The 21,002-nt window shown below is 67.8% G+C and carries 17 protein-coding genes and 1 tRNA gene; 7 read left to right on the forward strand and 11 right to left on the reverse strand.

The window, feature by feature from the left end; genetic code table 11:
- Positions 1-3 precede the first annotated feature (3 nt).
- A complete protein-coding gene (locus ACSQ3Y_RS27620; RefSeq protein ID WP_436179499.1) occupies positions 4-1,983 on the reverse strand; it encodes a CHASE2 domain-containing protein in 1,980 nt (659 codons plus the stop codon).
- Positions 1,984-2,094: 111 nt separating this feature from the next.
- Here ACSQ3Y_RS27620 and ACSQ3Y_RS27625 point away from each other — a divergent pair, with 111 nt between their 5' ends.
- The 5 genes from ACSQ3Y_RS27625 to ACSQ3Y_RS27645 all read left to right on the forward strand — a co-directional run bounded on the left by ACSQ3Y_RS27625 (position 2,095) and on the right by ACSQ3Y_RS27645 (position 8,388).
- Positions 2,095-2,352: a hypothetical protein gene (locus ACSQ3Y_RS27625; protein ID WP_057201936.1), complete on the forward strand. Its 258-nt coding sequence runs from the start codon at positions 2,095-2,097 to the stop codon at positions 2,350-2,352.
- Positions 2,353-2,357: 5 nt separating this feature from the next.
- Positions 2,358-3,440 (forward strand): formylglycine-generating enzyme family protein, encoded by a 1,083-nt coding sequence (locus ACSQ3Y_RS27630; RefSeq protein ID WP_436179500.1) that lies wholly within the window; start codon positions 2,358-2,360, stop codon positions 3,438-3,440.
- A gap of 94 nt (positions 3,441-3,534) precedes the next feature.
- Positions 3,535-4,227, forward strand: coding sequence for a response regulator transcription factor (locus ACSQ3Y_RS27635; protein WP_057201934.1), 693 nt, complete (start codon positions 3,535-3,537; stop codon positions 4,225-4,227).
- Positions 4,228-4,313: 86 nt separating this feature from the next.
- Positions 4,314-6,023, forward strand: a complete 1,710-nt coding sequence (locus ACSQ3Y_RS27640; protein ID WP_082608186.1) for a FecR domain-containing protein — start codon at positions 4,314-4,316, stop codon at positions 6,021-6,023.
- Between the two features lie 13 nt (positions 6,024-6,036).
- On the forward strand, positions 6,037-8,388 hold the full coding sequence (locus ACSQ3Y_RS27645; protein WP_427999586.1) for a CHASE2 domain-containing protein: 2,352 nt from the start codon (positions 6,037-6,039) through the stop codon (positions 8,386-8,388).
- A 16-nt stretch (positions 8,389-8,404) separates the two neighbouring features.
- Here the strand turns inward: ACSQ3Y_RS27645 and ACSQ3Y_RS27650 are convergent, their stop codons facing one another.
- The 6 genes from ACSQ3Y_RS27650 to ACSQ3Y_RS27675 all read right to left on the reverse strand — a co-directional run bounded on the left by ACSQ3Y_RS27650 (position 8,405) and on the right by ACSQ3Y_RS27675 (position 14,909).
- Positions 8,405-8,716 carry a hypothetical protein gene (locus ACSQ3Y_RS27650; protein WP_057201932.1) on the reverse strand — a complete coding sequence of 104 codons (312 nt, stop codon included), beginning with the start codon at positions 8,714-8,716 and terminating at the stop codon, positions 8,405-8,407.
- A gap of 125 nt (positions 8,717-8,841) precedes the next feature.
- On the reverse strand, positions 8,842-9,552 hold the full coding sequence (locus tag ACSQ3Y_RS27655; protein ID WP_436179501.1) for an ABC transporter ATP-binding protein: 711 nt from the start codon (positions 9,550-9,552) through the stop codon (positions 8,842-8,844).
- 8 nt (positions 9,553-9,560) lie between these two features.
- A complete protein-coding gene (locus ACSQ3Y_RS27660) occupies positions 9,561-11,372 on the reverse strand; it encodes a branched-chain amino acid ABC transporter ATP-binding protein/permease (protein ID WP_436179502.1) in 1,812 nt (603 codons plus the stop codon).
- A 7-nt stretch (positions 11,373-11,379) separates the two neighbouring features.
- Entirely contained in the window at positions 11,380-12,297 is a 918-nt protein-coding gene (locus ACSQ3Y_RS27665) for a branched-chain amino acid ABC transporter permease (protein ID WP_179681775.1), read from the reverse strand.
- Between the two features lie 42 nt (positions 12,298-12,339).
- On the reverse strand, positions 12,340-13,548 hold the full coding sequence (locus ACSQ3Y_RS27670) for an ABC transporter substrate-binding protein (protein WP_436179503.1): 1,209 nt from the start codon (positions 13,546-13,548) through the stop codon (positions 12,340-12,342).
- A 77-nt stretch (positions 13,549-13,625) separates the two neighbouring features.
- Entirely contained in the window at positions 13,626-14,909 is a 1,284-nt protein-coding gene (locus ACSQ3Y_RS27675; RefSeq protein WP_436179504.1) for a hydroxymethylglutaryl-CoA reductase, degradative, read from the reverse strand.
- A gap of 143 nt (positions 14,910-15,052) precedes the next feature.
- On the opposite strand from ACSQ3Y_RS27675, the gene ACSQ3Y_RS27680 reads away from it, so the two are divergent.
- Complete coding sequence (locus ACSQ3Y_RS27680) at positions 15,053-16,474, forward strand: PLP-dependent aminotransferase family protein (RefSeq protein ID WP_436179505.1); 1,422 nt, start codon at positions 15,053-15,055, stop codon at positions 16,472-16,474.
- A 55-nt stretch (positions 16,475-16,529) separates the two neighbouring features.
- Here the strand turns inward: ACSQ3Y_RS27680 and ACSQ3Y_RS27685 are convergent, their stop codons facing one another.
- Both ACSQ3Y_RS27685 and ACSQ3Y_RS27690 read right to left on the reverse strand, forming a co-directional pair.
- A complete protein-coding gene (locus ACSQ3Y_RS27685; RefSeq protein ID WP_157412456.1) occupies positions 16,530-17,168 on the reverse strand; it encodes a hypothetical protein in 639 nt (212 codons plus the stop codon).
- A 331-nt stretch (positions 17,169-17,499) separates the two neighbouring features.
- Positions 17,500-19,689, reverse strand: coding sequence for a hypothetical protein (locus tag ACSQ3Y_RS27690; RefSeq protein ID WP_436179506.1), 2,190 nt, complete (start codon positions 19,687-19,689; stop codon positions 17,500-17,502).
- A gap of 12 nt (positions 19,690-19,701) precedes the next feature.
- On the opposite strand from ACSQ3Y_RS27690, the gene ACSQ3Y_RS27695 reads away from it, so the two are divergent.
- A complete protein-coding gene (locus tag ACSQ3Y_RS27695; protein WP_436179507.1) occupies positions 19,702-19,950 on the forward strand; it encodes a hypothetical protein in 249 nt (82 codons plus the stop codon).
- A 365-nt stretch (positions 19,951-20,315) separates the two neighbouring features.
- On the opposite strand, the gene ACSQ3Y_RS27700 is transcribed toward ACSQ3Y_RS27695, so the two are convergent.
- The gene (locus tag ACSQ3Y_RS27700) at positions 20,316-20,663 is read right to left on the reverse strand and encodes a hypothetical protein (RefSeq protein WP_436179508.1); all 348 of its coding nucleotides are present in this window, start codon (positions 20,661-20,663) and stop codon (positions 20,316-20,318) included.
- A 197-nt stretch (positions 20,664-20,860) separates the two neighbouring features.
- Positions 20,861-20,950: transfer RNA gene (locus tag ACSQ3Y_RS27705), tRNA-Ser, on the reverse strand.
- Between the last annotated feature and the right edge of the window lie 52 nt (positions 20,951-21,002).

Below are 21,002 nucleotides of genomic sequence, written 5' to 3' on the forward strand. Positions count from 1 at the left end.
GGGTTATTTTTCCAGCGCGTGCGCAAATGCTTCAGCACCGGCCGCAGCAGGTCCCTGGGCATCGGCCAGGCCCTGCACGTGCGCCTGCAGCCGGTCGGCCTGGGCGGCCCACAGCGGCGCCAGGTGCACGGCCCGTGCCCGCCATTCGGCGCAGCACGCCAGGGCCTCGTCCCAGTGGCCCGCATGCACATGGGCCTGCAAAGCCAGGCTGGTGGCCACGAGCGGCGCGTCGTCGCACGGGGTGTAGACATTGATGCCGCTGCTGCGGCCGGCCAGCACCACGGCGTCGAGCCAGAGCAAGGGCAGTGGTTGGTCCCCCTCCTGCGGCAGCGCGCTGCGCGTGGCTTCGGACAGCAGGATGCCGGTGCCGAAGGCCTTGTTGGCGCCTTCCAGCCGGGCGGCGGTGTTCACCGCGTCGCCCACGGCGGTGTAGGTGAAGCGGCCTTCGGAGCCCAGGTGCCCCACGGCCGCCTCGCCCGTGTGCAGGCCAATGCGCAGCTGCAGCCCGGCAAAGGGGGTTCCTGCCCACTGACTGCGCAAGGCGTTCATTTCCACCTGCATCTCCTGCGCGCAGGCCAGGGCGCGTGCCGCGTGCTGCGGCTCGGCCACGGGTGCATTCCAGAAGGCCATCACAGCATCACCGATGAATTTGTCGAGCGTGCCGCCATGGCGGTGCACGGCATGGGTCATGCGCGTGAAGTAGGCGTTGAGCGCACGCGCCACCGCCTCGGGTGGCAGGTGCTCGCTGGCCGAGGTGAAGCCCGCCAGGTCCGAGAACAGCAGCGTGAGCACGCGCCGCTCGCCGCTGATGGCCGGCGCGGCGCCGCTGGCGATCAGCGCGCTGACCACGGCCGGCGGCACGTAGCGCCCGAAATCCAGCCGCAGACGCTCGCGCTGGCGCCGCTCACGCCAGTAGCTGTCGGTCGCGCCCACATTGAAGTGCAGCGCCAGCGCCACCAGCGTGGGCAGCGTGGGCCACCACACGCCCTGCAGGTAGGCCCACAGCCCGCCGATCAGCGCCAGCAGGGCCAGTGCCACGCTCAGCCACACGGCCAGCCAGGCGCGCCAGCGCCGCGTGAGCGCCGCCACCAGGGCAATGGCCGCTGCCGCCTGCAGCAGCGGGCCCGCCGGGTGCGCGGGCACGATCCAGTCACCGGTCAGGCCGTTGATGAGTGCCGTGGCATGCAGCAGCACGCCCGACTGCGTGCCCTGGCCCAGCGCCCGCAGCGGCGTGGTGAACTGGTCCACCCCGCCCACCGGTGTGTTCTGGCCGAGCAGCAGCAGGCGCCCCTGCAGTGCGCCAGGCGGCAGCTGCCGCGCCGGGTCCAGCGCCTGGGTGTAGTGCACGTAAGGCAATGCCACCTCGGGGGCGTAGTAGCGCAGCAGCGCGCCGGGTGGCGGTGCCACGATGGTGCGGCCCGCCGCCTGCGCGAGCACACGCCACATGGCATCGCTGTGCCCGGGTGCGCTGCGCTGCACGCCGTCATCGTCGGGGTGCATGCCCACGTCGCCGTGGCGCGCCTGGTCGAAGACGGACATCACCGTCTGCTGGTACTGCGCCACCTGCCCGCTCTGCACGGCCACCTGGGCGCTGGCCAGCACCACCGGCATACGCCCCTGCAGGGCTCGGCCCAGGGCCGCGTCGTCCTCAGGGGACTGGGCGGTGGACAGCAGCAGGTCGATGCCGAGCCCCGCTGCGCCGGACGCGGAAAGCGCGTCGACCAATTGCGCATGCAGCCGCCGGGGCAGCGGAGGCGCGGCCTGCAGGGCCGCGAGGCTGGGCTCGTCGATACCGACGACCACCACACCGGCATCGGGCCGCACGGGCGCCGTCAGGCTGCTGAAAAGATCGTATTCCAGGCGCTGCAGCGGCTGCCAGACCGGCAGCAGGTGCAGCACGGCCAGCAGCACCAGCGGCACCAGCAGGCGCAGCGCCCACTGGCGCCCCGCATCCCCTGCCAACGCCGACCGGATCCAGGCCATACAACTCCCATCATATGTAACGCACTGTATCCCAGGGCGCCGCTGCAGCAAAGCCTGCTGTCTATCCGCCCACACTGGCTTAGACTGGCCCGACGCCTACCGGAGACTTCCATGAAAACCTTGATTGCATCCGCCGCCCTGCTGGCTCTGCTCGCGGGCTGCGAATCGGCCACCACCCGCCCGCCCTCGGGCCCCATGGCCTCGGGCCGGGACCGGACCTTCAGCGTACCGGTGTATGGCGCCGACGCCTCGCCGGCTTACAACGCGGCCACCCGCGAATGCCAGAAGCTGGCCCTGTTCCCCAAGCTGCTGCGCAACGAGGGCTCGCGCCTCGTCTTCGAGTGCGTGAGCGAAAACCCCAATCGCTGAGCCCGATGGCCAGGTGCCGAACTGCTGCCGTCGCCGCTGTGCTCGCGCTGGCCACGGGTCTGCCCGCGCTGGCCCAGGTGCGCCACGACCGGCAACACCCGGTGTGGACCAACAGCCTGGGCATGCCATTCGTGCAGGTGCCCGCGGGCAGCTTCGTGATGGGCGGTGTCGAGGCCCCCGATGTGCTCGCACAAGCCTATCCGCTGCTGGAGCCCAAGCGCTTTGCCGAACTGACCGATGAGGCCCCGGCCCACCGCGTGATAATCGGCCAGGCCTTCTACCTGGGGCAGCACGAAGTCACGGTAGGCCAGTTCCGGCGCTTCCTCGCAGCGTCGGGCTACCAGCCCGAATCGGAGGCCGACGGCACCGGCGGCTATGGCTACAACGCTCTGTACGACCCGGCCACCACGCGGCGCGGCGATGCCTTCGAAGGGCGCGACCCGCGCTACTCGTGGCACAACCCGGGTTTCCCGCAGGGTGACGACCACCCCGTGGTCAACGTCACCTGGAACGACGCCCAGGCCCTGGCCCAGTGGCTCAGCCGCACCGAAGGCCACCGCTACCGCCTGCCGACCGAGGCCGAGTGGGAATACGCCTGCCGCGCCGGCACGCGCACCCGCTACCCGCATGGCGACGACCCGGAGGGGCTGCTGAAGAACGCCAACACCTTCGACCAGGACGCAGCCCCCTACTGGCTGCGCTGGCAGCAGCATGCGCTGCGCGGCAGCGACGGCCACGCCTTCACCGCCCCCGTAGGCAGCTACGCGCCCAATGCCTTCGGCCTGCAGGACATGCTGGGCAATGCCTGGGAGTGGGTGGCCGACTGGCATGGGGACAGCTACTACGCCGAATCACCGGTCGTGGACCCCGGGGGCCCGGCCGAGGGCAGCGTGCGCGTGCGCCGCGGGGGCTCCTGGCACACCTGGTCTTTCTACGCACGCTGTGGCTACCGCAACTGGAACAGCCCGCAGACCCGCTACACCCTGGTGGGCATGCGGCTGCTGCGCGAAATCGCGCCCTCCGCAGCCGCCCGGCCCGGCCCGCGCCCGGCAGCCACGCACCGCCTGTCATCGCCCGTGGCACGGTGAACAACTGTCAAACCTGGCGATCCCCAAGATGGGGCATGGAATGGGCCGCCGCACATCGCGAATAATGCACAGTTAATCTTGAATGGAACGAACCATGCGCATAGCGGCGTTAGACGACGATGCGCTTCAGCTGGATCTGATCAAACAGGCCACCGAAGCGATGGGGCATGTGTGCCATACCCACCTGACCGGTGCCGCGCTGATGCGCGAGATGCGCCGCGAAACCTTCGACCTCCTGATCGTGGACTGGCACCTGCCCGACACCACCGGCCCCGAGGTGGTGCGCTGGGTGCGCGAGAACGTGGGCAAGCAGTTGCCCATCCTGTTCGTGACCAACCGGCAGGAAGAGCGCGACATCGTCGAAGGCCTGGGCAGCGGGGCGGACGACTTCATGGTCAAGCCCGTGCGCATTGGCGAGCTCAATGCGCGCGTGGCCGCGCTGTTGCGCCGAGCCTACCCGCAGAGCACCGGTGGCGCGCTCGATTTCGGGCGCTACAGGTTCTTCCCCGAATCGCGCTCGCTGGAGATCAATGGCACGCCTGCCGAACTCAAGAACCGCGAATACGACCTGGCCCTGTTCCTGTTCCAGAACATGGGGCGCCTGCTCTCGCGCGACCACCTCAAGGAGGTGATCTGGGGCCAGGGTTCGGACGTGCTGTCGCGCTCGCTCGACACCCATGTCTCGCGCCTTCGCACCCAGCTGGACCTGCGCCCGGCCAACGGCTACTTCATCACCGCCGTGTATGGTGTGGGCTACCGGTTCGAAGCGGTCGAGCCTGGTCGCTAGTGCTGCACCTGGCGTCCCATGGCGCCATGGATACAACGGTTCTGAATGAAGCTTTGCCGCCCTCTGCGGCACCTAGGAGAGTTGACGTGGTCATCCACCGCCTTGCATTGCCCTTGTCGGCCGTTGCCCTGCTCACGGCGGGCCTCGGTTGCGCGCATGCGCAAACCACCCCCGACACGCAGACGGACGAAATCCCGCACACCGTGCGGGCCGGCGACACGCTCGAAGGCCTGGCCAACACCTACCTGGACAATCCACGCCAGTGGCTGCTGCTGCAGCAGCGCAACAAGGTGGCCAACCCCAGGCGCCTGCAGCCGGGCTCCACCGTGTGGATCCCCGTGCGCCTGCAGCCCAAGGCCTCGGCCCAGGTGGAATTCGTGCACGGCAGCGCCACGGCACAGCCCGGCGCCCAGGCCGCAGCCCAGCCTGTGGCGCCAGGTGCCCGCCTGGACGAAGGCACCCGCCTGCAGGTGGGGCCGGACAGCTATATCGCCGTGCGCCTGGCCGACGGCACGCTGGTGCGCGTGCAGGCCCAGTCCGACCTGCAGTTGCGCCAGTTGCGCCGCCGCGGGCGCGCAGGCAGCGTGCAATCGGTGCTGGAGATGCGCGCCGGCAGTGTGGAGTCGAGCGTGACGCCCAGCGCCGATGCCCTGCGCCGTTTTGAGATCCGCACGCCGCGCGCCGTGACCAGCGTGCGCGGCACCGAGTTCGGCGTGGCGCTGGCGGCCTCGGGCCAGGCCACGGCCTCGGTGCTGGAAGGCTCGGTGGCCGTGCAGTCGCGTGCCGAGAATGCCGCGCAACCGGCCCCCGACACCACCTTGCTGGCCCGTGGCCAGGGTTTGTCCGTCGCGCCCGATGGGACGCTGGGTGCACCACGCAACCTGCTGGCGCCGCCCGATCTGTCCACCGTACCCGCCCAGCTGCACGACCTGGGCCTGCTGGCCATCAATGTCCCTGCGACCCCTGGCGCCACGGCCTTCACCGCCCAGGTGGCGCGCGATGCGGCCATGACGCAGGTGCTGCGCAGCGGCCGCTTTGCCGATGGCCAGTTGCGCTGGGCGGCACTCGACGATGGCAGCTACCACCTGGCCGTGCGCGCCGTTGACGAGGCCGGCATTGCCGGCCTGCCGGCCACGCGCCCCATCACCATCAAGACCCGGCCGGTGCCGCCGCTGTACCAGCAGCCGGCCCCCGGCGCCGTGCTGCCGCGCGTGACCGGCGCGCTGCGCTGCACCGAGGTCCCGGGTGCCCGCTGGTACCGCATCCAGGTGGCGGCCAGCGCCGACTTCGCCACGCCGTTGCTGGACGAGGGCCGCCTCGGCACCTGCCAGCTGACGCTGGCCACACTGCCCCTGGGCAACTACTTCTGGCGCGCGGCCACCATCGCAGAGCCCGCCGGTGGCGCACTGGACCAGGGACCGTTCGCACCCGCGCAGCCCTTCGCCGTGGCCCAGCAGCCCGCTGCGCTGGACCTGTCGGCCATGCAGGCGACGGATGGCGACACCATCGTGCGCCTGCACTGGCCCGCCCAGGCCGGCCAGCGCTTTCGCGTGCAGCTGGCACCGGACCTGGAGTTCAAGACCATCATCCAGGACATCCAGCTCGACGAGCCCCGCTGGACCTCTGCGGATGGCTTGGCTGCAGGCACCTACTTCGTGCGCATCCAGGTGCTGGACCCCTCGGGGCTGCAAAGCGAGTTCTCACCGCCGCGCAGCATCCGCGTGGGCACGGGGCTGAATACCAGCTCCGGGCTGCCCCTGTCCACCATGGGCGGTGAGCCCGTGCGCCGCCCCTGAGCCCTTGCGGTCGATGCCCACGCCGCATTCCCGCACGCGAAACCAGCAGCGGCGGGTCGAATGGGCCGCCATCGCGCTGACGCTGCTGGCCCTGGTCGCCTGGCTGAGCACGCCCAGCATGCTGCCGCGCACCAACCACCTGGTGCAGGACACCGGGCTGCGCCTGGTGTCGCGCCCGGCGCAAGCCGATATCGCCGTGATCGCGGTGGACGACCGCAGCATCGGCGTGATCGGCCGCTGGCCCTGGCGGCGCGCACTGCACGCACAGCTGATCCAGAACGTGTCGCGCCAGGCACCGCGGGTGATCGGCATGGACGTGCTGTTCAACGAGGAAGACCTCGACTACCCCGAGGACGACCTGCTGCTGGCCGATGCCGTGGCCCGAAGCGGCCGGGTGGTACTGCCGGTGATGCAGCGCCAGGGCCCGTCCGAGCCGGGCGACGGGGCGGACCGCCCCATTCCTGCACTGGAGCAGGCCGCCGCCCGGCTGGGGCATGTGCACGTGGCCTCGGACGAGGATGGCGTGGTGCGCAGCCTGTACGCGCGCGAAGGGCCGGCCAGTGCACCCTGGCAGCACTTCAGCATCGCCATGCGCTGCGTGGCCACGCCGTCGCTTGGTGGCTGCCCGCCAGCGCGCTGGAGCGATCCGCCTGCGGATGGCGCCCGCTGGGAGCGTGCAGGCCGTCGCCTCATCCCCTATGCGGGCGGGCCGGGGCATTTCACCACCTACTCCTACATCGACGTGCTGCGCGGCGAAGTGCCAGCCGATGCCTTTCGCGGCAAATACGTGCTCGTGGGCTCGATTGCCGCCGGGCTGGGCGACATGTTCGCCACCCCGGTAGGCCAGGAATCGCGCCTGATGCCGGGTGTGGAAGTGATCGCCCAGGTGCTCGACGCCGACCTGGCGGGGGTGCAGATCCACAGCGCGCCGGCCGCGCTGAACATGGCTTTCAACCTGCTGCCGGTGGTGCTGGCGCTGGTGGCGCTGCTGCTGCTCGGGCCCTTCGCGGCCCTGCTCACCAGCATTGCCTTGGGCGCGCTGACCCTGGCCATGGCCGTGGTGCTGCCGGTGTGGAGCGGCCTGCAGTTCGCGCCCGCCGCCGCCCTCATCGGGCTGGTGCTGGCCTATCCGCTGTGGAGCTGGCGGCGCCTGAGTGCAGCCGCCCAGTTCCTCAGGCTGCAGATGGAGACCCTGCAGCGCCAGGGCCTGGTGATTCCGCTGCGTGGTCCGGCGGCCAGCAGCGGCGACTTCCTGGAGCGGCGCATCAACGCGGTGGAATACGCCTCGCGCCAGCTGCGCGACATGCACCATTTCGTGAGCGAGAGCCTGCAACAGCTGCCGTCGCCGACCATGGTCTGCGACACCGAAGGCCGTATCCTGCTGGCCAACACGGCTGCGCGGCGCCATGTGCTGGGCATGGCCGAGGTCGAGGGCGACCCCATGGTCTGGCCCCTGCAGGGCCGCCAGATCACTGACGTGCTGGGCGACTTGATCGACATCGCCACCGAACAGCCACTGGTGACGCAGGAGCGGCTGGCCAACGGCAACCTCCCGGCCCGCCGGGAGGGGCGCGATGCCAAGGGCCGCAGCGTGCTGGTGCAAAGCCGCCAGTTCACCGACCTGGCGCAATCGGGCTGGCTCGTGACCCTGGTGGACCTGACCGAGATACGCAGCGCACTGCAGCAGCGCGACGAGGCCATGCACTTCATCTCGCACGACATCCGCGCGCCCAATGCGTCCATCCTCACCCTGCTCGAAATGCACCAGGCCTACCCGGGCCGCATGTCGGACGCGGAACTCATGCAGCTCATCGCGCGCTACGCGAAGAGCTCGCTGGGCATGGCCGAGAATTTCATTCAGTTGGCCAGCGCCGAGTCACAGGCGATGCGGCGGGAACCCCTGGACTTGGCCGACGTGCTGCACCAGACCGTGGACGAGGCCTGGGTGCTGGCGCGCGATGCCGACGTGCAGGTGCTGGTGGCCGATGCGCCGGAAACCGCCCCGTGCATGGGCGACCGCTCGCTGCTGTGCCGGGCGCTGGCCAATGTGGTCAACAACGCCATCAAGTACAGCCCACGCGGCAGCACCGTGCGCTGCGCCCTGGTGGCTCGACCGGGTCACTGGGCCATTGCCGTGCGCGACGAAGGCCCGGGCATTGCGCCGGCTCTGCAGGACAAGCTGTTCGCCCCGTTCCAGCGGCTGCATGACCGCAGCCACCCCGGCATTGCCGGCGTGGGCCTCGGGCTGGCCCTGGTGCGCACCGTGGTGCAGCGCCATGGCGGCAGCATCGAGGTCGAGAGCGACGAAGGAAAGGGCGCGGAGTTCAGGCTGGTGCTGCCGCAGGGCGAGGCACCGCCCGATTGAATCGCAGCGAGGCCGATCAGGCCGTGGCTTCGGCTTCCAGGTGCACCTGGTCGGCCAGGGCATCGCCTTCACCGGCCAGCAGACCGATGCAATCGAGGGCCGTGGGCGGATCGCAAGGCTCAGCGTACACGCGCAAGGCAATGTCCTGCGCGGCGGGCGAGAAGAACAGCCACAGCTTGTCGGCCTGCTTGTCGTAGCACGAGAACAGCGCCCGCCTGGAGCCTGCCGGCGAAATCAGGAACTGCGACATGAACATCTGCTGGATGCGCTGGGTGGGCTCGAAGGCCTGGGCATCGTTGCCCAGCGACAATTTGTACCAACTTTTCATAGGAGCCTTTCGACCACAAGGTCTGTGTGTGCTGGCTCCATCGTATTTTCGACTGCGGGTTTTCCCACCTCTTCGAAGGCGCATAGGCCTGTAGGACTGCGACCACCGGGCGCGAAGGAGCGCGATCAGTGCTTGCCCAGATAGGCCTCGCGCACGGCAGGATCCGCCAGCAAGGCCTGCGCCGGTCCCGAAGACGCGATCTCCCCGGTCTTGAGCACGTAGGCGCGGTCCGCCACCTTGAGCGCCTGGTTGGCCATCTGCTCCACCAGCAGGATGGTCATGCCGCGCTGCTTGAGCGCGCGGATCACACCGAAGATCTCCTTGACGATCAGCGGCGCCAGGCCCAGCGAGGGCTCGTCGAGCAGCAGCAGGCGCGGGCGCGCCATCAGCGCGCGGCTGATGGCCAGCATCTGCTGCTCGCCGCCGCTCAGGGTGCCGGCCATCTGGTGCTGGCGCTCGCGCAGGCGCGGGAAGGTGGTGAACTGCTCCTCGATGTCCGATTCGATCGCGGAATCGGCCGCAGGCCGCAGGTAGGCGCCCAGCAGCAGGTTGTCGCGCACGCTCTGGTCCGGGAACACCTGGCGCCCCTCGGGCGACTGGGCAATGCCCAGGGCCACGCGCCGGTGGGCCGGCGTGCGCGCGAGGTCCTGGCCCTCGAACACGATGCGGCCCCCAGCACAGGGCTCCAGCCCCGAGATGGCCTTCATCAGCGTGCTCTTGCCCGCGCCGTTGCCGCCGATGAGGGTGACCACCTCCCCGGCGGCCACCTCCAGGCTCACGCCCTTCAAGGCATGGATAGCGCCGTAGTTCACTGCGAGTTGTTCGATGTGGAGCATTGGTCGCCTCAGGCTAGGGCATGGTCTGGTGTAGCGGGGCTCTCGTCCTCGTCATCCACACCCAGGTAGGCGGCAATCACGCGGGGGTCCACCTGCATGGCGGCGGGCGCACCCTCCGCGATTTTGGCGCCGTAGTCGAGCACCACCACATGGTCGGACACGGCCATCACCAGGTCCATGTGGTGCTCGATCAGCAGCACGGTGATGCCCTTGGCGCCGATGCGCCGGATCAGCTCCGTCAGCTCTTGCGTTTCCTGCGGGTTCAGGCCCGCAGCCGGCTCGTCGAGCAGCAGCAGGCGCGGCTGCGTGGCCAGCGCACGGGCCAGTTCCAGCCGCCGCTGCAGGCCATAGGGCAGGCTGCCGGCCTCGTCGTGGGCACGGTCCAGCATGCCCACGAACTGCAAGAGGCGCACGGCCTCCTCGCGCGCCTGGCGCTCTTCGCGCCTTGCCGCGGGCAGACCGAACAGGCTGGCCGCAAAACCCACGCGCAGGTGCGGGTGCAGGCCGACCAGCACGTTGTCGAGCACGCTCATGTGCGTGAACAGCTTGAGGTTCTGGAAGGTGCGCCCTATGCCCAGCCGGCAGATCTGGCTGGCGCGCACGCGGGCGATGCTCTGCCCGGCGAATTCGATGCTCCCCCGATCTGGCGCCACGATGCCCGACAGGATGTTGAGCAGCGTGGTCTTGCCCGCGCCGTTGGGGCCGATCAACGCATGCACATGCCCCGAGCGCAGCGACAGGCTGACACCGTTGGTCGGCACCACGCCGCCATAGGCCTTGTAGAGCCCACTGGCGCTCAGCACCACGCCCTCGGCAGGGGCACCCGCCGCCTGGCGCGGCAACCACTCGCCCTGCACCACCGGCAATGGCGGCGCTTGGTGCAGCCGAGGCCACAGGCGCCGCCCCAGCCGCTGCAGCGCACCGGCCAGGCCCTGCGGCATGGCATAGAGCGCAAACAGCAGCAGCGCGCCGTAGGTGAAATGCTGCAGCCCCGGCCAGCGCGCCAGGAAGGCATCGAGCAAGGTGAGCGCCAAAGCACCCACCGCCGGCCCCATGATGGAGGGCCCGCCGAAGAGCACGATCAGCAGCAGGAAGATCGACAGGTTGAAGCTGATGAAGTCGGAGTTGATGTACTGGTTCTGCTGAGCCACCAGCGCCCCGGCCACGCCGCAGGTCACGGCGCTGATGACGAAGGCCAACACCTTGGTGCGGTAGACGTCGATGCCCACGCTCTCGGCGGCCACCTCGGCCGCCTGCACGGCCTGGAAGGCCCGGCCGTACTTGCCGCCCAGCAGCGTGCGCAGCATGAGGTGCGTGGCCAGGGCGAAGGCCAGCACCAGCCAGGCCCAGCCGCGCATGTCCAGCATGCGCCCGCCGATGGACGGCGGCACGATGCCGTAGATGCCCTGCTGGCCGCCAAAGGGCACCTGCCATTCGGTCACGATCTTCTCGACCACGATGCCGAAACCGATGGTCACCATGGCCAGCGAGGGCCCCTTGACGCGCAGCGAGGGCAGCGCGATCAGCACACCGAAGAGCCCCGCCACTACGGCCGCGGCCACCAGCGCCAGCCAGGGGTTCCAGCCCGCCTGCGTCGTGAGCAAGGCGGCTGTGTAGGCCCCGGCAGCGAACAGGCCGGCATGGCCCAGCGACTTCTGCCCGCTCCAGCCGACCAGCACGTTCAGGCCGGCTGCGGCCAGGTAGTACATGCCTGCCGTGAAGATGATCTTGAGATAGAAGTCGTTGCTGATCGCCAGCGGCGCCAGCACGGCAACGGCGGCGACCGCAATGAACGCCAGGTTATGGGTGGAAATGCGCATGGCGGCCTCACACCTTCTCGAACGGCTTCTGGCCGAACAGCCCTTCGGGCTTGACCACCAGCACCAGAATGATGAGCGCAAAGACCGTGATCTCGCGCATCTCCGCGCGCCACAGGCCCACCAGCGCCTCGATGCAGCCGAGCATGAAACCCCCCGCAATGCAGCCGCGCGGGTTGGTCAGGCCGCCCACGATGGCCGACGAGAAGGCCTTGAGCGCGATCGCCAGGCCCATGAAGACCGAGGCCGTGGTGATGGGCGCAATCAGCAGGCCGGCCAGCCCCGCCAGGCTCGACGAGATCACGAAGGCCAGCACCACGATGGCGCCCACGTTGATGCCCATGAGGGCCGCGGCCTGCTTGTTCACTGCCACGGCGCGCACGGCCTTGCCGACCTTGGTGCGCCGCAGCACGTAGTCCAGCACCAGCATGACCACCGCCGTGACGCCCAGCACCAGGATCTCCTGCGCGCGGATACCAGCCCCGGCGATGCGGATGACCTCATCGCCCAGCGGCGAGGGCATGGCCATGGAGCCAGGCCCCCAGATGGCCAGCGCCGTGTTCTGCACAATGATGCCGAAGCCGATGGTGCTCATGACCCAGGCCATGCCGGTGGCGCCCACGAAGGGCCGCACCGCCGTGAAGTACAGCACCACGCCGAGCAGGCCCAGCACCACCAGCGAGACCAGCAGCGCCAGTCCGTAGCGGGCGAAGGTCACATCCGCTGCAGCCAGCACCCCGGTGTGCCCCTTGCCCGAGAGCAGCAGCAGGGTGGCGACCGCGATGAAGGAGCCCGCGACCAGGAACTCGCCCTGGCCGAAGTTGAGCGTCTTGGTCGTCGTGTGGGTGATGCTGAAACCCAGGGCGACGAGCGCATAGATTCCGCCGAGGGCCAGGCCGCTCAGCAAGGCTTGCAGTACGTTGGTCATGGTGATGGTGCTGTCTCCGGGGCCTGCGATGCTGGGGCAGATTTACTTCTTGTAGTCTGCCGGCGTCAGCGCCTTGGTGATGGCGTCTTCATAGGCCGACACCTTGCCATCGCGCCACCGGGCCAGGTGGAAGTCGGCCACCGAGAGCGCCTCGTGGTCGCCCTTGGCAAAGGGCTTCTGGTAGAGCTTCACGACGCCCTGGGTGTCGGGCACGCCGTTCTCCAGCGTGGCGGCGAGTTTCTCGCCATCGGTGCTTCCGGCCTTCTTCACGGCGGCGGCCAGCAGCATCACCGAGTCGTAGGACTGCGCGGCCGCCACGAAGGTGGGCAGTTGCGGGTAGCGCTCGCGCACGCGGGCGGCCAGCGCCACGGCGCGCGGGTTGCTGTCTTCGGCCGTGGAGGTGGCGAAGATGATGTGCTCGGCCAGCTTCTTGCCGGCCGTGTTGAGCAGCGGCGTGCTCATGTTGCCCCAGGTGCCGAGCGTGGTGGGCATGTAGTTGATCTTCTCCATGCTGCGCAGCAGTTGGGCATTGGCGTCGGCCAGGCCGTAGACGATGAGCGTGTCGGCCCCGGCGTCTCGGATCTTGGCCAGCTGCGAGGTCATGTCCGTGTCCTTGGGGCCGAACTTCTCCACCGCCACGGCCTTGTTGCCGTGCAGGGCCAGCACCTCGGTCAGGTCCTTCACGCCCTGCTGGCCAAAGCCCGTGGAATCGGCGATGAAGGCGATCTTCTGGTTCTTCGTGGCCTTGACGGCGTAGGCGATCAGGAGCGCGACCTGCTCGCGGTCCACCATGGAGACGCGGTAGATGTAGTTCTGCGCTTCATTGGCGTAGCGCCGGGTGATGTCGGTGGCCGTGGCGACGGGCACGATCACGGGCACCTTCTTCTGCTGCGGTATGTGCAGCCAGGCCAGCGCATTGCCCGAGTTGGTGGGCCCGACCACGGCGGCCACCTTCTCGCTGTCGATCAGCTCGGTCATGTTCTGGATGGACTTGGGCGGCTGGCCCGTGTCGTCGCGCACGATACCCACGACCTTGCGGCCCAACAGGCCGCCAGCCTTGTTGATGTCCTCGATGGCCAGATCGAACCCGTGGCGCGCGGCCACGCCCAGCTCGGCCGCGCCGGTGCCCGACTGGTCGGCATTGAAGCCGAAGCGGATGTCCTGCGCCTGGGCCGCAGACAGGCCGAGGGCCAGCGCAGCCGCCGCGATCAGCGGCCGCACAAGGGAAGGGATGCGGGGGTTCAGCTTCATGTCTTGTCTCCTGTCGTTATCGTAAAAATGGCGGCCCCTTGCGGGCCTGCCCGGCCGGGCCAGAACGTGTTGACGCCCTAGCCCCGGATCTCTGCCAGCAACACCAGCGCGCGGTCCACGCGCACGTCGTGCTCCTGCGCCATCTGCCTGGCGATGCGGTCGATCTCCTCGCCCGTGGCCCCTGCCACCAGCGCGATGTTGCGGGCATGCAGCGCCATGTGGCCGCGCTGGATGCCTTCGGTGGAGAGCGCGCGCAGGGCGCCCAGGTTCTGCGCCAGGCCCACGGCCACGGCCACCTCGCCCAGTTCCTGCGCCGACTGCACGCCGAGGATGCGCAGCGCCAGGCGCGCCAGCGGATGGGTCCTGGTGGCGCCGCCCACCAGGCCCACGGGCATGGGCATCTCGATGGTGCCGACCAGGGCGCCGCTGGCGTCCTTCTCCCAGCGCGTGAGCGAGGTGTAGCGCCCGCTGCGGCAGGCATAGGCATGGGCGCCGGCCTCCACCGCGCGCCAGTCGTTGCCGGTGGCAACGATGACGGGGTCGATGCCGTTCATGATGCCCTTGTTGTGCGTGGCCGCACGGTAGGGGTCGATCACGGCGAAGGTGCAGGCGTCGACGATGCCTTCGATGATGCGCTCGCCGCTGTGCTCTGCCGTGGCCATCACCTCGGGCGTGAGGCGAACCCGCGCCCGCGCCAGGCGCAGGTCGGCCAGGTTCGAGAGGATGCGCAGGCGCACCGTGCCGCCGGTGATCTTCTCCACCAGCGGCGAGACGGCCTCGGCCATGGTGTTGACGGTGTTGGCGCCCATGGCGTCGCGCACGTCCACGATGAGGTGCATGACCACCATGGCGCCGCGCGGCGCATCGTCGAACACATGCACCTCGATGTCGCGGCAGCCGCCACCCAGGCCGATCAGCACCTTGTCGCGGCTGTTGGCCACGGCCAGGATTGCGTCGCGCTGCAGCAACAGGGCCTGGCGCGCGCCGTGCGGGTCTGCCAGCCCGAGGATCTGTACCTGGGCACGCATCAACGGGCCGGTGCTCGATGCCTGGAAGCCCCCGCACTCGCGTGCCAGCTTGGCCATGTAGGAGGCGGCGGCCACCACTGAAGGCTCCTCCACCACCATGGGCACCAGCACATCGCGGCCATTGACCTGGAAGTTGCCAGCCACCGCCAACGGCAGCTCGAAGGTGCCGATCACGTTTTCGATCATGCCGTTGGCCCGCTCCACGCCCAGGGCGCCCGGCTGGCCGAGCAGCGCGGCCTCGTCAGCCGTGAGCCCGGCGGCCTGCACCACGTGGTCGAAACGCTGTGCAGGGCTCAGTGCGCGAAAGTTGGGGAGGCGGGAGTCGGCGACCATGGTGGGATGTCCTCGGGATGTGATGGAGCGGACTCTAGGCCATCTGTACCAGTCGCAATGGGTACAGTTTCAAGGGACAGTCGGGCCAACTGTCCAGGTACACATGGGCTGTGTCATAGTGGTCAGACCTCTCCGGATGCCCCATGAAAGCCGCGCCCAAGACCGCCTCGCTGACCCTCACCCTGGCCGATTCCATCGACCGGCAGATACGCGACGGCGCCTACCAGGAGGGTGACAAGCTGCCCTCGCTGCGCGAGCTGGCGCAGCTGCACGGCTATGCCAAGAACACCATCGTCGCGGCCTTCGAGGTGCTGGTGGCCCGGGGCCTGATCGAGCCGCGCCGGGGCTCGGGCTACTTCGTGCGCGCGCAGCCCAGGGCCCAGGCCAAGGAGGAAGAAGCCGGCTCGCTCGGCCGCGCCATGGACATCGTCTGGCTGATGCGCGAGCAGCTCAAGTCCGAGCCGGGGGCCCTGGCTGTGGGCGATGGCTTCCCGCCCGTGGAATGGCTGGCCGACGTGCGCCTGGACAAGTTCCACCACAAGGTGGTGCGCACGGGCCTGGGGGCCCTGTTCCGCTACGGCAACCGCTTCGGCTACGAACCGCTGCGCCAGCACCTGGTGCGCAAGCTGGCGGACCTGGGCATCGGTACCGAGCCGCGGCAGATCGTGCTGACCCACGGGGCCAACGAGGCCATGGACATCGTCATCCGCTACTTCGTTCCGCCCGGCGCGCCGGTGCTGGTGGACGACCCGGGCTACTACCCGCTGTTCGGCAAGCTCAAGCTGGCGGGGGCGCACATCGTGGGCGTGCCGCGCCTGGCCGACGGGCCGGACCTGGAGGCGCTGGAGCAGTTGCTCATCGTGCACAAGCCCCGCCTGTTCTTCACCCAGTCGGTGGCGCACAACCCCACGGGGTCGGATCTGACCGCAGCCAAGGCCTTCCGGGTGCTGCAGCTGGCGCAGAAGTACGACCTGATGATCGTGGAGAACGACCCGCTGGCCGACTTCAAGCCCACCAGCGCGCCACGCCTGTCCTCGCTGGACCAGCTCGAACGCACGATCTACATCGGCAGCTTCTCCAAGTCATTTTCCGCGGCGCTGCGCGTGGGGTACATCGCCTGCGGTGCCGACCTGGCCAGCGACATTGCCGACCTCAAGGCGCTGATCCACGTGAGCAGCTCGGAGTACAGCGAGCGCACGGTGGACGTGATCCTGAGCGAGGGCCACTACCAGCGCCACATCCAGCGCCTGCGCGAGCGTCTGGCCGCAGCCACCCAGAGCGCGCTGCAGATCTTCGACGCCGTGGGCGCCGAGGTGTTCACGCGCAACCCGCAGTCGCTGTACCAATGGGTGGCCCTGCCGGGCGTGCAGGACTCGCTGGCCTTTGCCCAGCAGATGCTGCCGCGCAAGATCGTCATGGCGCCGGGGCGCATCTTCTCGGTGGACTTCGCGGCGACTTCGCGCTGGTCGCGCTTCAACGTGGGCGCGGTAACCGACCCGCGCTTTGCCAAGGCCTTGCACAAGGCGCTGGTGCAGGCGGCGGAAGTGGCTGAACGGGGCCCGTAACCGGGCAGGTGGACCTGCCCCGCAATGGCCCACGCCTCGGTGATGCGCCGGCCGATCAGCGGTAGGTGAAGTTCGCGACGATGGGGATGGCGGCCGCCACGGGGGTGGTGATGGTCAGCGTGCCGGTCATGCTGCCCGAGTTGCCGTTGAAGGTGCAGCCCGACATGGTCCAGGTGGCCTGCGCCGCGCCTGCGTTCTGCAGCACCGTCTGCTGCAGCGCCGGGTCGTTGCAGAACGCGGTCTGGTTCGCGGGCTTGGGCACGTTGTTGATCGTGATCAGGGGCACGGGCGTACCCTGGGCCGTCACCCGGACATCCAGCGTGTAGTTGCTGGGCGAACCTGCATCGATCACCACATCACCGAAGCTCACCAGCGAGAAGGCAGGGCTGGTGAGGCTGACGGCGGGGTAGACCACGCCACCGAAGCTCAGCTGCGGAATGCGCAGCACATTGCCCGCCGAGGTGAAGCTGATGTCCGCCCCCACGCTGGCATCGTTGAGGCGCAACTGGCCGGGCGAGACCAGCTGAATCACCACGTCGCGGAACTTCAGGTTGCCGTCGATCTGCAGGATGGGAAAGCGCAGGCGGCCCGTGGCCGCGTCGAACACGGCAGGGTCGGCCGCATGCGCGGGTGCTGCTGCCAGGCCAGCCATGGCGAGGGCCAGTGCGAGAGCGGAATTCCGGAGGGAGATCATGAAGCACATCCTTTGCGGGGAAAGAAACGGTGAAGTGAAACGTATCGGCAACTACAAATTCTTGCACAAGCCAGCATGCAGGCGGGCGGCCCGAACCCAACCAGCGCAGAACCGCCCGTTCATGCGTCACGCACAGGAACCCAAGGATGCATCTTTTCACCCAACCCCGCCATCCGACAAAAGGGCGATGCATCCTATCCAACCTGAGCTTCAACACGTATGGCGACCGACTTGGGCCATGAGAAGCCACGCATCACCTACGGACCGTACTCCGGGGGACACTCGCTGGCTCCCATGAAGGAAGCCATCGAGGAGATTCGGTTTCCTGGGATCAATCAGGAAGCCTGACCTGGATCACCCCATGGGGGACGGAGATGTAGAGCCTGGAATCACGGATTGCAATACCGGCGGGGCGGCCGATGCTGCCTGGCAGATCCACTGCAGCAAATCCCCGGCGTCCCACCTGTCCCACGGGGGTGCTGACCTGGCCGTCAGGAGTGATCTTGCGGATCACACTGTTGGCAGGGTCGGAGACATACACGTTGCCTTTGTTGTCCACCGCGAGGCTGGCGGTCTTTGGCTCCTCTTGCCAATCAACCGAGAACAGTGCCGCTGAACCAAGGCCATCGGCATGGCCGGGGGGGGCATCAGGGTTACCTGCCAAAGTGCTGACGAGCCCAGACGGAGTGATCTTGCGGATGGTTGGACCCAAGCTCTTGAAGTTATTCAGGCTATCGACCACATAGAGGTTACCGGCTGCATCGGTGGTCATGTTGCCCAGCCACGAAAATCTTGCGGCTTGGCCTTGACCATCCCTGTGCCCCCACTGCGCTTCGCTGCCTGCGAACAATGTGGCTGTCCCTTTGGTATCTATTTTGAAAATGACTCCTTGGTAGGAGGACGCATAGACGTTGCCTGTGCTGTCCGCAGCAATGCCGGTGATGGGGTTGACGGCGGGTCTGCCCGTGCCCGTCGATGGATCCACAATCAGCAATGGATTCACATCCGCCAGAAGCACGGCCTCGCAATTGCGCAACTTCAGAATGCGGGAATCAATATAGGTGTAAAGGTTGCCTGCTCCGTCAGCGGCCAAGGCCGATCCGGGGACTGTGGCTATTCCACTTGGAAGAAATTCCTTGGCCAGGCCTGTGATCGAAGTGCACCGCCCTCCAGGCCGGCCCAGGGTGCCTACCAGACCGTCTGCTTGCACAGTGCGGATGGTGTCGTTGCCCTTGTCGCGCACATACAGCATCCCCGATGGATCGAAGGCCAGCGCCGAAGGCTGGTCAAAGCGCGCGGCATCGCCTGGCCCATCTTTGGCACCTGTGGGAGAAACCGGGCCTGCGACCACCGTGTACGTGCCCCGCTGTGTGTAGTTGCGCAACTGCACGTATTTATAGGAGGTACTGCTGCCGCCGATGCCTTCGGCCACCAGGAATTGGCCATCGGCTTTGGCCACCATGGTAATGGCCTGGCACAGGTCATCGTTGCTGCGTCCGCTGTAATTGTGGCAGTCGGATGGGGCGCTGACCAGGGTCGTGACACGTCCATCGCTGCCGACATGGCGAATGCCAAGCCGTACATACCGTATGGACGGAGGGCCGAGCATAAGTTGGGTGGTCACCTCCTTGTCCAGCACGATCAGGCGATCCGCTGGGTCGAATGTGATGGCCACGATGGTGTTGCCGAGCTGGCCTTCAGTGCCCGACACCGCAGTGGCCAGGCCGTTTGCCGAGTACTTGAGGATCAGTCCGGAGTCTGCTGCGTAGAGAGTCCCCGCAGAATCAGTGGCGAGGAGTGGGTTGCGTCCTCTGGTTTGGCTGGCGATTGTGCTCACTGCACCATCCGCAGTGATCTTGCGGATTCGCCCTGTTTGAGTTTGACCAGGGAGATAAGCTTCTGACACATAGACTGTACCTGTCTTGTCTACGGCGATGCTGCTGGGGTTGCACAGGGCGGCGCCGTTGCCCACACCATCCTGATTGCCACATACCCCTGCCCGGCCAGCCAGGGTGGTCACGAGTCCTGCTGCACTGATCTTGCGCACCAGGTGGTTCGCGGTATCGGCCACATAGGTGTTTCCTGCTGCGTCCACGGCAACCGCAGCGGGGCGGTAGAGCCGCGCGTTCTGGCCATTGCCGTCCGAATAACTGGATGGGGTGCCGGGAGTGGCGCCCGAAGGCACCCAGCCTCCGGCCAAGGTAGTGACTTGCTCGCCATTGGCGCTTAGCTTGCGTACCAGGTTATTGTTGGTATCTGCGATGACCACCTCCCCCGAACTGGTCAAGGCCATTCCCCCCACGTTCGTGCTGAAGCTCGCGGTCGTGCTTGTGGGGCCGTCCTGATTGCCTTCACTGAGCGTATAACCGGCAAGAAGGGACAAGGTGGCCGAAGAAGCGGGTGGTGGGGCAGGCGATTCGACCGAACTGTCGGAACCGCCTCCGCATGCGGAGAGCATGGGAATCAATACGGCTAAAAGGCCGACGCGTTGCAGTCGCTTTTTGGGTGCTTGTTGTGTCATGAGTCGCCTTGTATGGGATATCTGTCTTTCACGCAGCGGCAGTGCCGCCAGCGCTACGCGGGCTGCAGTCACGCGGCCGCTGCGGCGGTGCTGTTGCTGCTGGCGAGACCGCGAGAAGGGCTGGGTAATCGGGGCGGTGTGGTGGTCGTCACTGACATGGTCGAAACCCTCTCGGTTCAAAAGATAAAAAAGACAGTCCACCTGTGCAGCGCGTGCAGCAGTGCAGCAGTGCAGCAGTGCGGCGGTGCGGCGGTGCGGTGAGTCCCGCACACAAGGCAGGGCTGCACCGATCTTTGTCGAACAGTGGTGATCCGTCTGTGCCGGGTGTCACAAAGAGGTGCGCACACCCATTTGGGTGATGCCGGGCGATGGGCGAGCCAGGCCCGCGCGGAAGCCACGGTGGGCACTATCTTCATACGGCCTTTTGCACATGGCCGCACCCTGCGTGCCCCGCGGTCAACGGGGCGTGTAGCACGCGCCTGACGCGATCGCCGCCGTGACCGCACTCGCCGTACTGGCCACATTGGGGTAGATCGAGGGGGTGGCTGTTTGATCCAGCAAGCACAGGTGATTTCCCTTGCGCACCAGTACCACCGGCATGGCCTGCGATAGGCTCCAACCGTTCTTCAGGCCAGTGCCGTCCGGGCCGGGGACGCACTGGTCCTGCTCCCAGAAGCCAGTTGCAAGGATCCCAGGACCGCGCACCGCACCGCAACCGTGTCCACAGAGGCGGCGCCGATGACACCCGTGCCATTGCGCACCACGCAGCCAGTGCCCTGAGATTGGGTCTTGACGGTGACCGCATAGGCAGAACCTGCGGCCAACGGAGTGGTGAAGGTGAAGCCGCCGTCGGCGGTGGGCGGCAGATCTTCCCGGCCATTGGCCAATACCACTGAGGTTCCAGTGGGCACGCCGCTGATGATGCCGCCCAGGGTGTTGCGCTCGTTGGGCAGTTGCGCGCACTCGAGCAGCACTGAAGGGGAGTCCGCTGACAGTGCTCCTGTGCCCCTCGCCACCGTGCAACGCTGGCCCGTGGGCTGGCTCTTGACAGTGAAGGCATGGCTACTGCCAACAGGCCAACTGGCCAACTGGCAGGCCAGCCCCGTCGCCAGCAGCCCGGCAAAAGAAAAAGCCCCGAGCTATGGTTTAGATAGCATCGGGGCTTTGTCAGTGGCGGAGAGGGTGGGATTCGAACCCACGGTAGTGTTGCCACTACGCCTGATTTCGAGTCAGGTACATTCGACCACTCTGCCACCTCTCCTGTGTGTCGAAGCCTGCGATTATAGCAGGCTTTTTTTGCGCTCTGCAACGAG

It is taken from the genome of Acidovorax sp. LjRoot66 (assembly GCF_964253305.1).
In the GTDB taxonomy this organism is placed as follows: domain Bacteria; phylum Pseudomonadota; class Gammaproteobacteria; order Burkholderiales; family Burkholderiaceae_C; genus Acidovorax.

Coding starts and splice junctions, on each gene's coding strand:
- ACSQ3Y_RS27620 (WP_436179499.1), bottom strand. CDS start 1,983: ATGGCCTGGATCCGGTCGGCGTTGGCAGGGGATGCGGGGCGCCAGTGG.
- ACSQ3Y_RS27680 (WP_436179505.1), top strand. CDS start 15,053: ATGAAAGCCGCGCCCAAGACCGCCTCGCTGACCCTCACCCTGGCCGAT.
- ACSQ3Y_RS27625 (WP_057201936.1), top strand. CDS start 2,095: ATGAAAACCTTGATTGCATCCGCCGCCCTGCTGGCTCTGCTCGCGGGC.
- ACSQ3Y_RS27655 (WP_436179501.1), bottom strand. CDS start 9,552: ATGCTCCACATCGAACAACTCGCAGTGAACTACGGCGCTATCCATGCC.
- ACSQ3Y_RS27690 (WP_436179506.1), bottom strand. CDS start 19,689: ATGACACAACAAGCACCCAAAAAGCGACTGCAACGCGTCGGCCTTTTA.
- ACSQ3Y_RS27665 (WP_179681775.1), bottom strand. CDS start 12,297: ATGACCAACGTACTGCAAGCCTTGCTGAGCGGCCTGGCCCTCGGCGGA.
- ACSQ3Y_RS27650 (WP_057201932.1), bottom strand. CDS start 8,716: ATGAAAAGTTGGTACAAATTGTCGCTGGGCAACGATGCCCAGGCCTTC.
- ACSQ3Y_RS27675 (WP_436179504.1), bottom strand. CDS start 14,909: ATGGTCGCCGACTCCCGCCTCCCCAACTTTCGCGCACTGAGCCCTGCA.
- ACSQ3Y_RS27645 (WP_427999586.1), top strand. CDS start 6,037: ATGCCCACGCCGCATTCCCGCACGCGAAACCAGCAGCGGCGGGTCGAA.
- ACSQ3Y_RS27660 (WP_436179502.1), bottom strand. CDS start 11,372: ATGCGCATTTCCACCCATAACCTGGCGTTCATTGCGGTCGCCGCCGTT.
- ACSQ3Y_RS27695 (WP_436179507.1), top strand. CDS start 19,702: ATGGGATATCTGTCTTTCACGCAGCGGCAGTGCCGCCAGCGCTACGCG.
- ACSQ3Y_RS27685 (WP_157412456.1), bottom strand. CDS start 17,168: ATGATCTCCCTCCGGAATTCCGCTCTCGCACTGGCCCTCGCCATGGCT.
- ACSQ3Y_RS27630 (WP_436179500.1), top strand. CDS start 2,358: ATGGCCAGGTGCCGAACTGCTGCCGTCGCCGCTGTGCTCGCGCTGGCC.
- ACSQ3Y_RS27670 (WP_436179503.1), bottom strand. CDS start 13,548: ATGAAGCTGAACCCCCGCATCCCTTCCCTTGTGCGGCCGCTGATCGCG.
- ACSQ3Y_RS27635 (WP_057201934.1), top strand. CDS start 3,535: ATGCGCATAGCGGCGTTAGACGACGATGCGCTTCAGCTGGATCTGATC.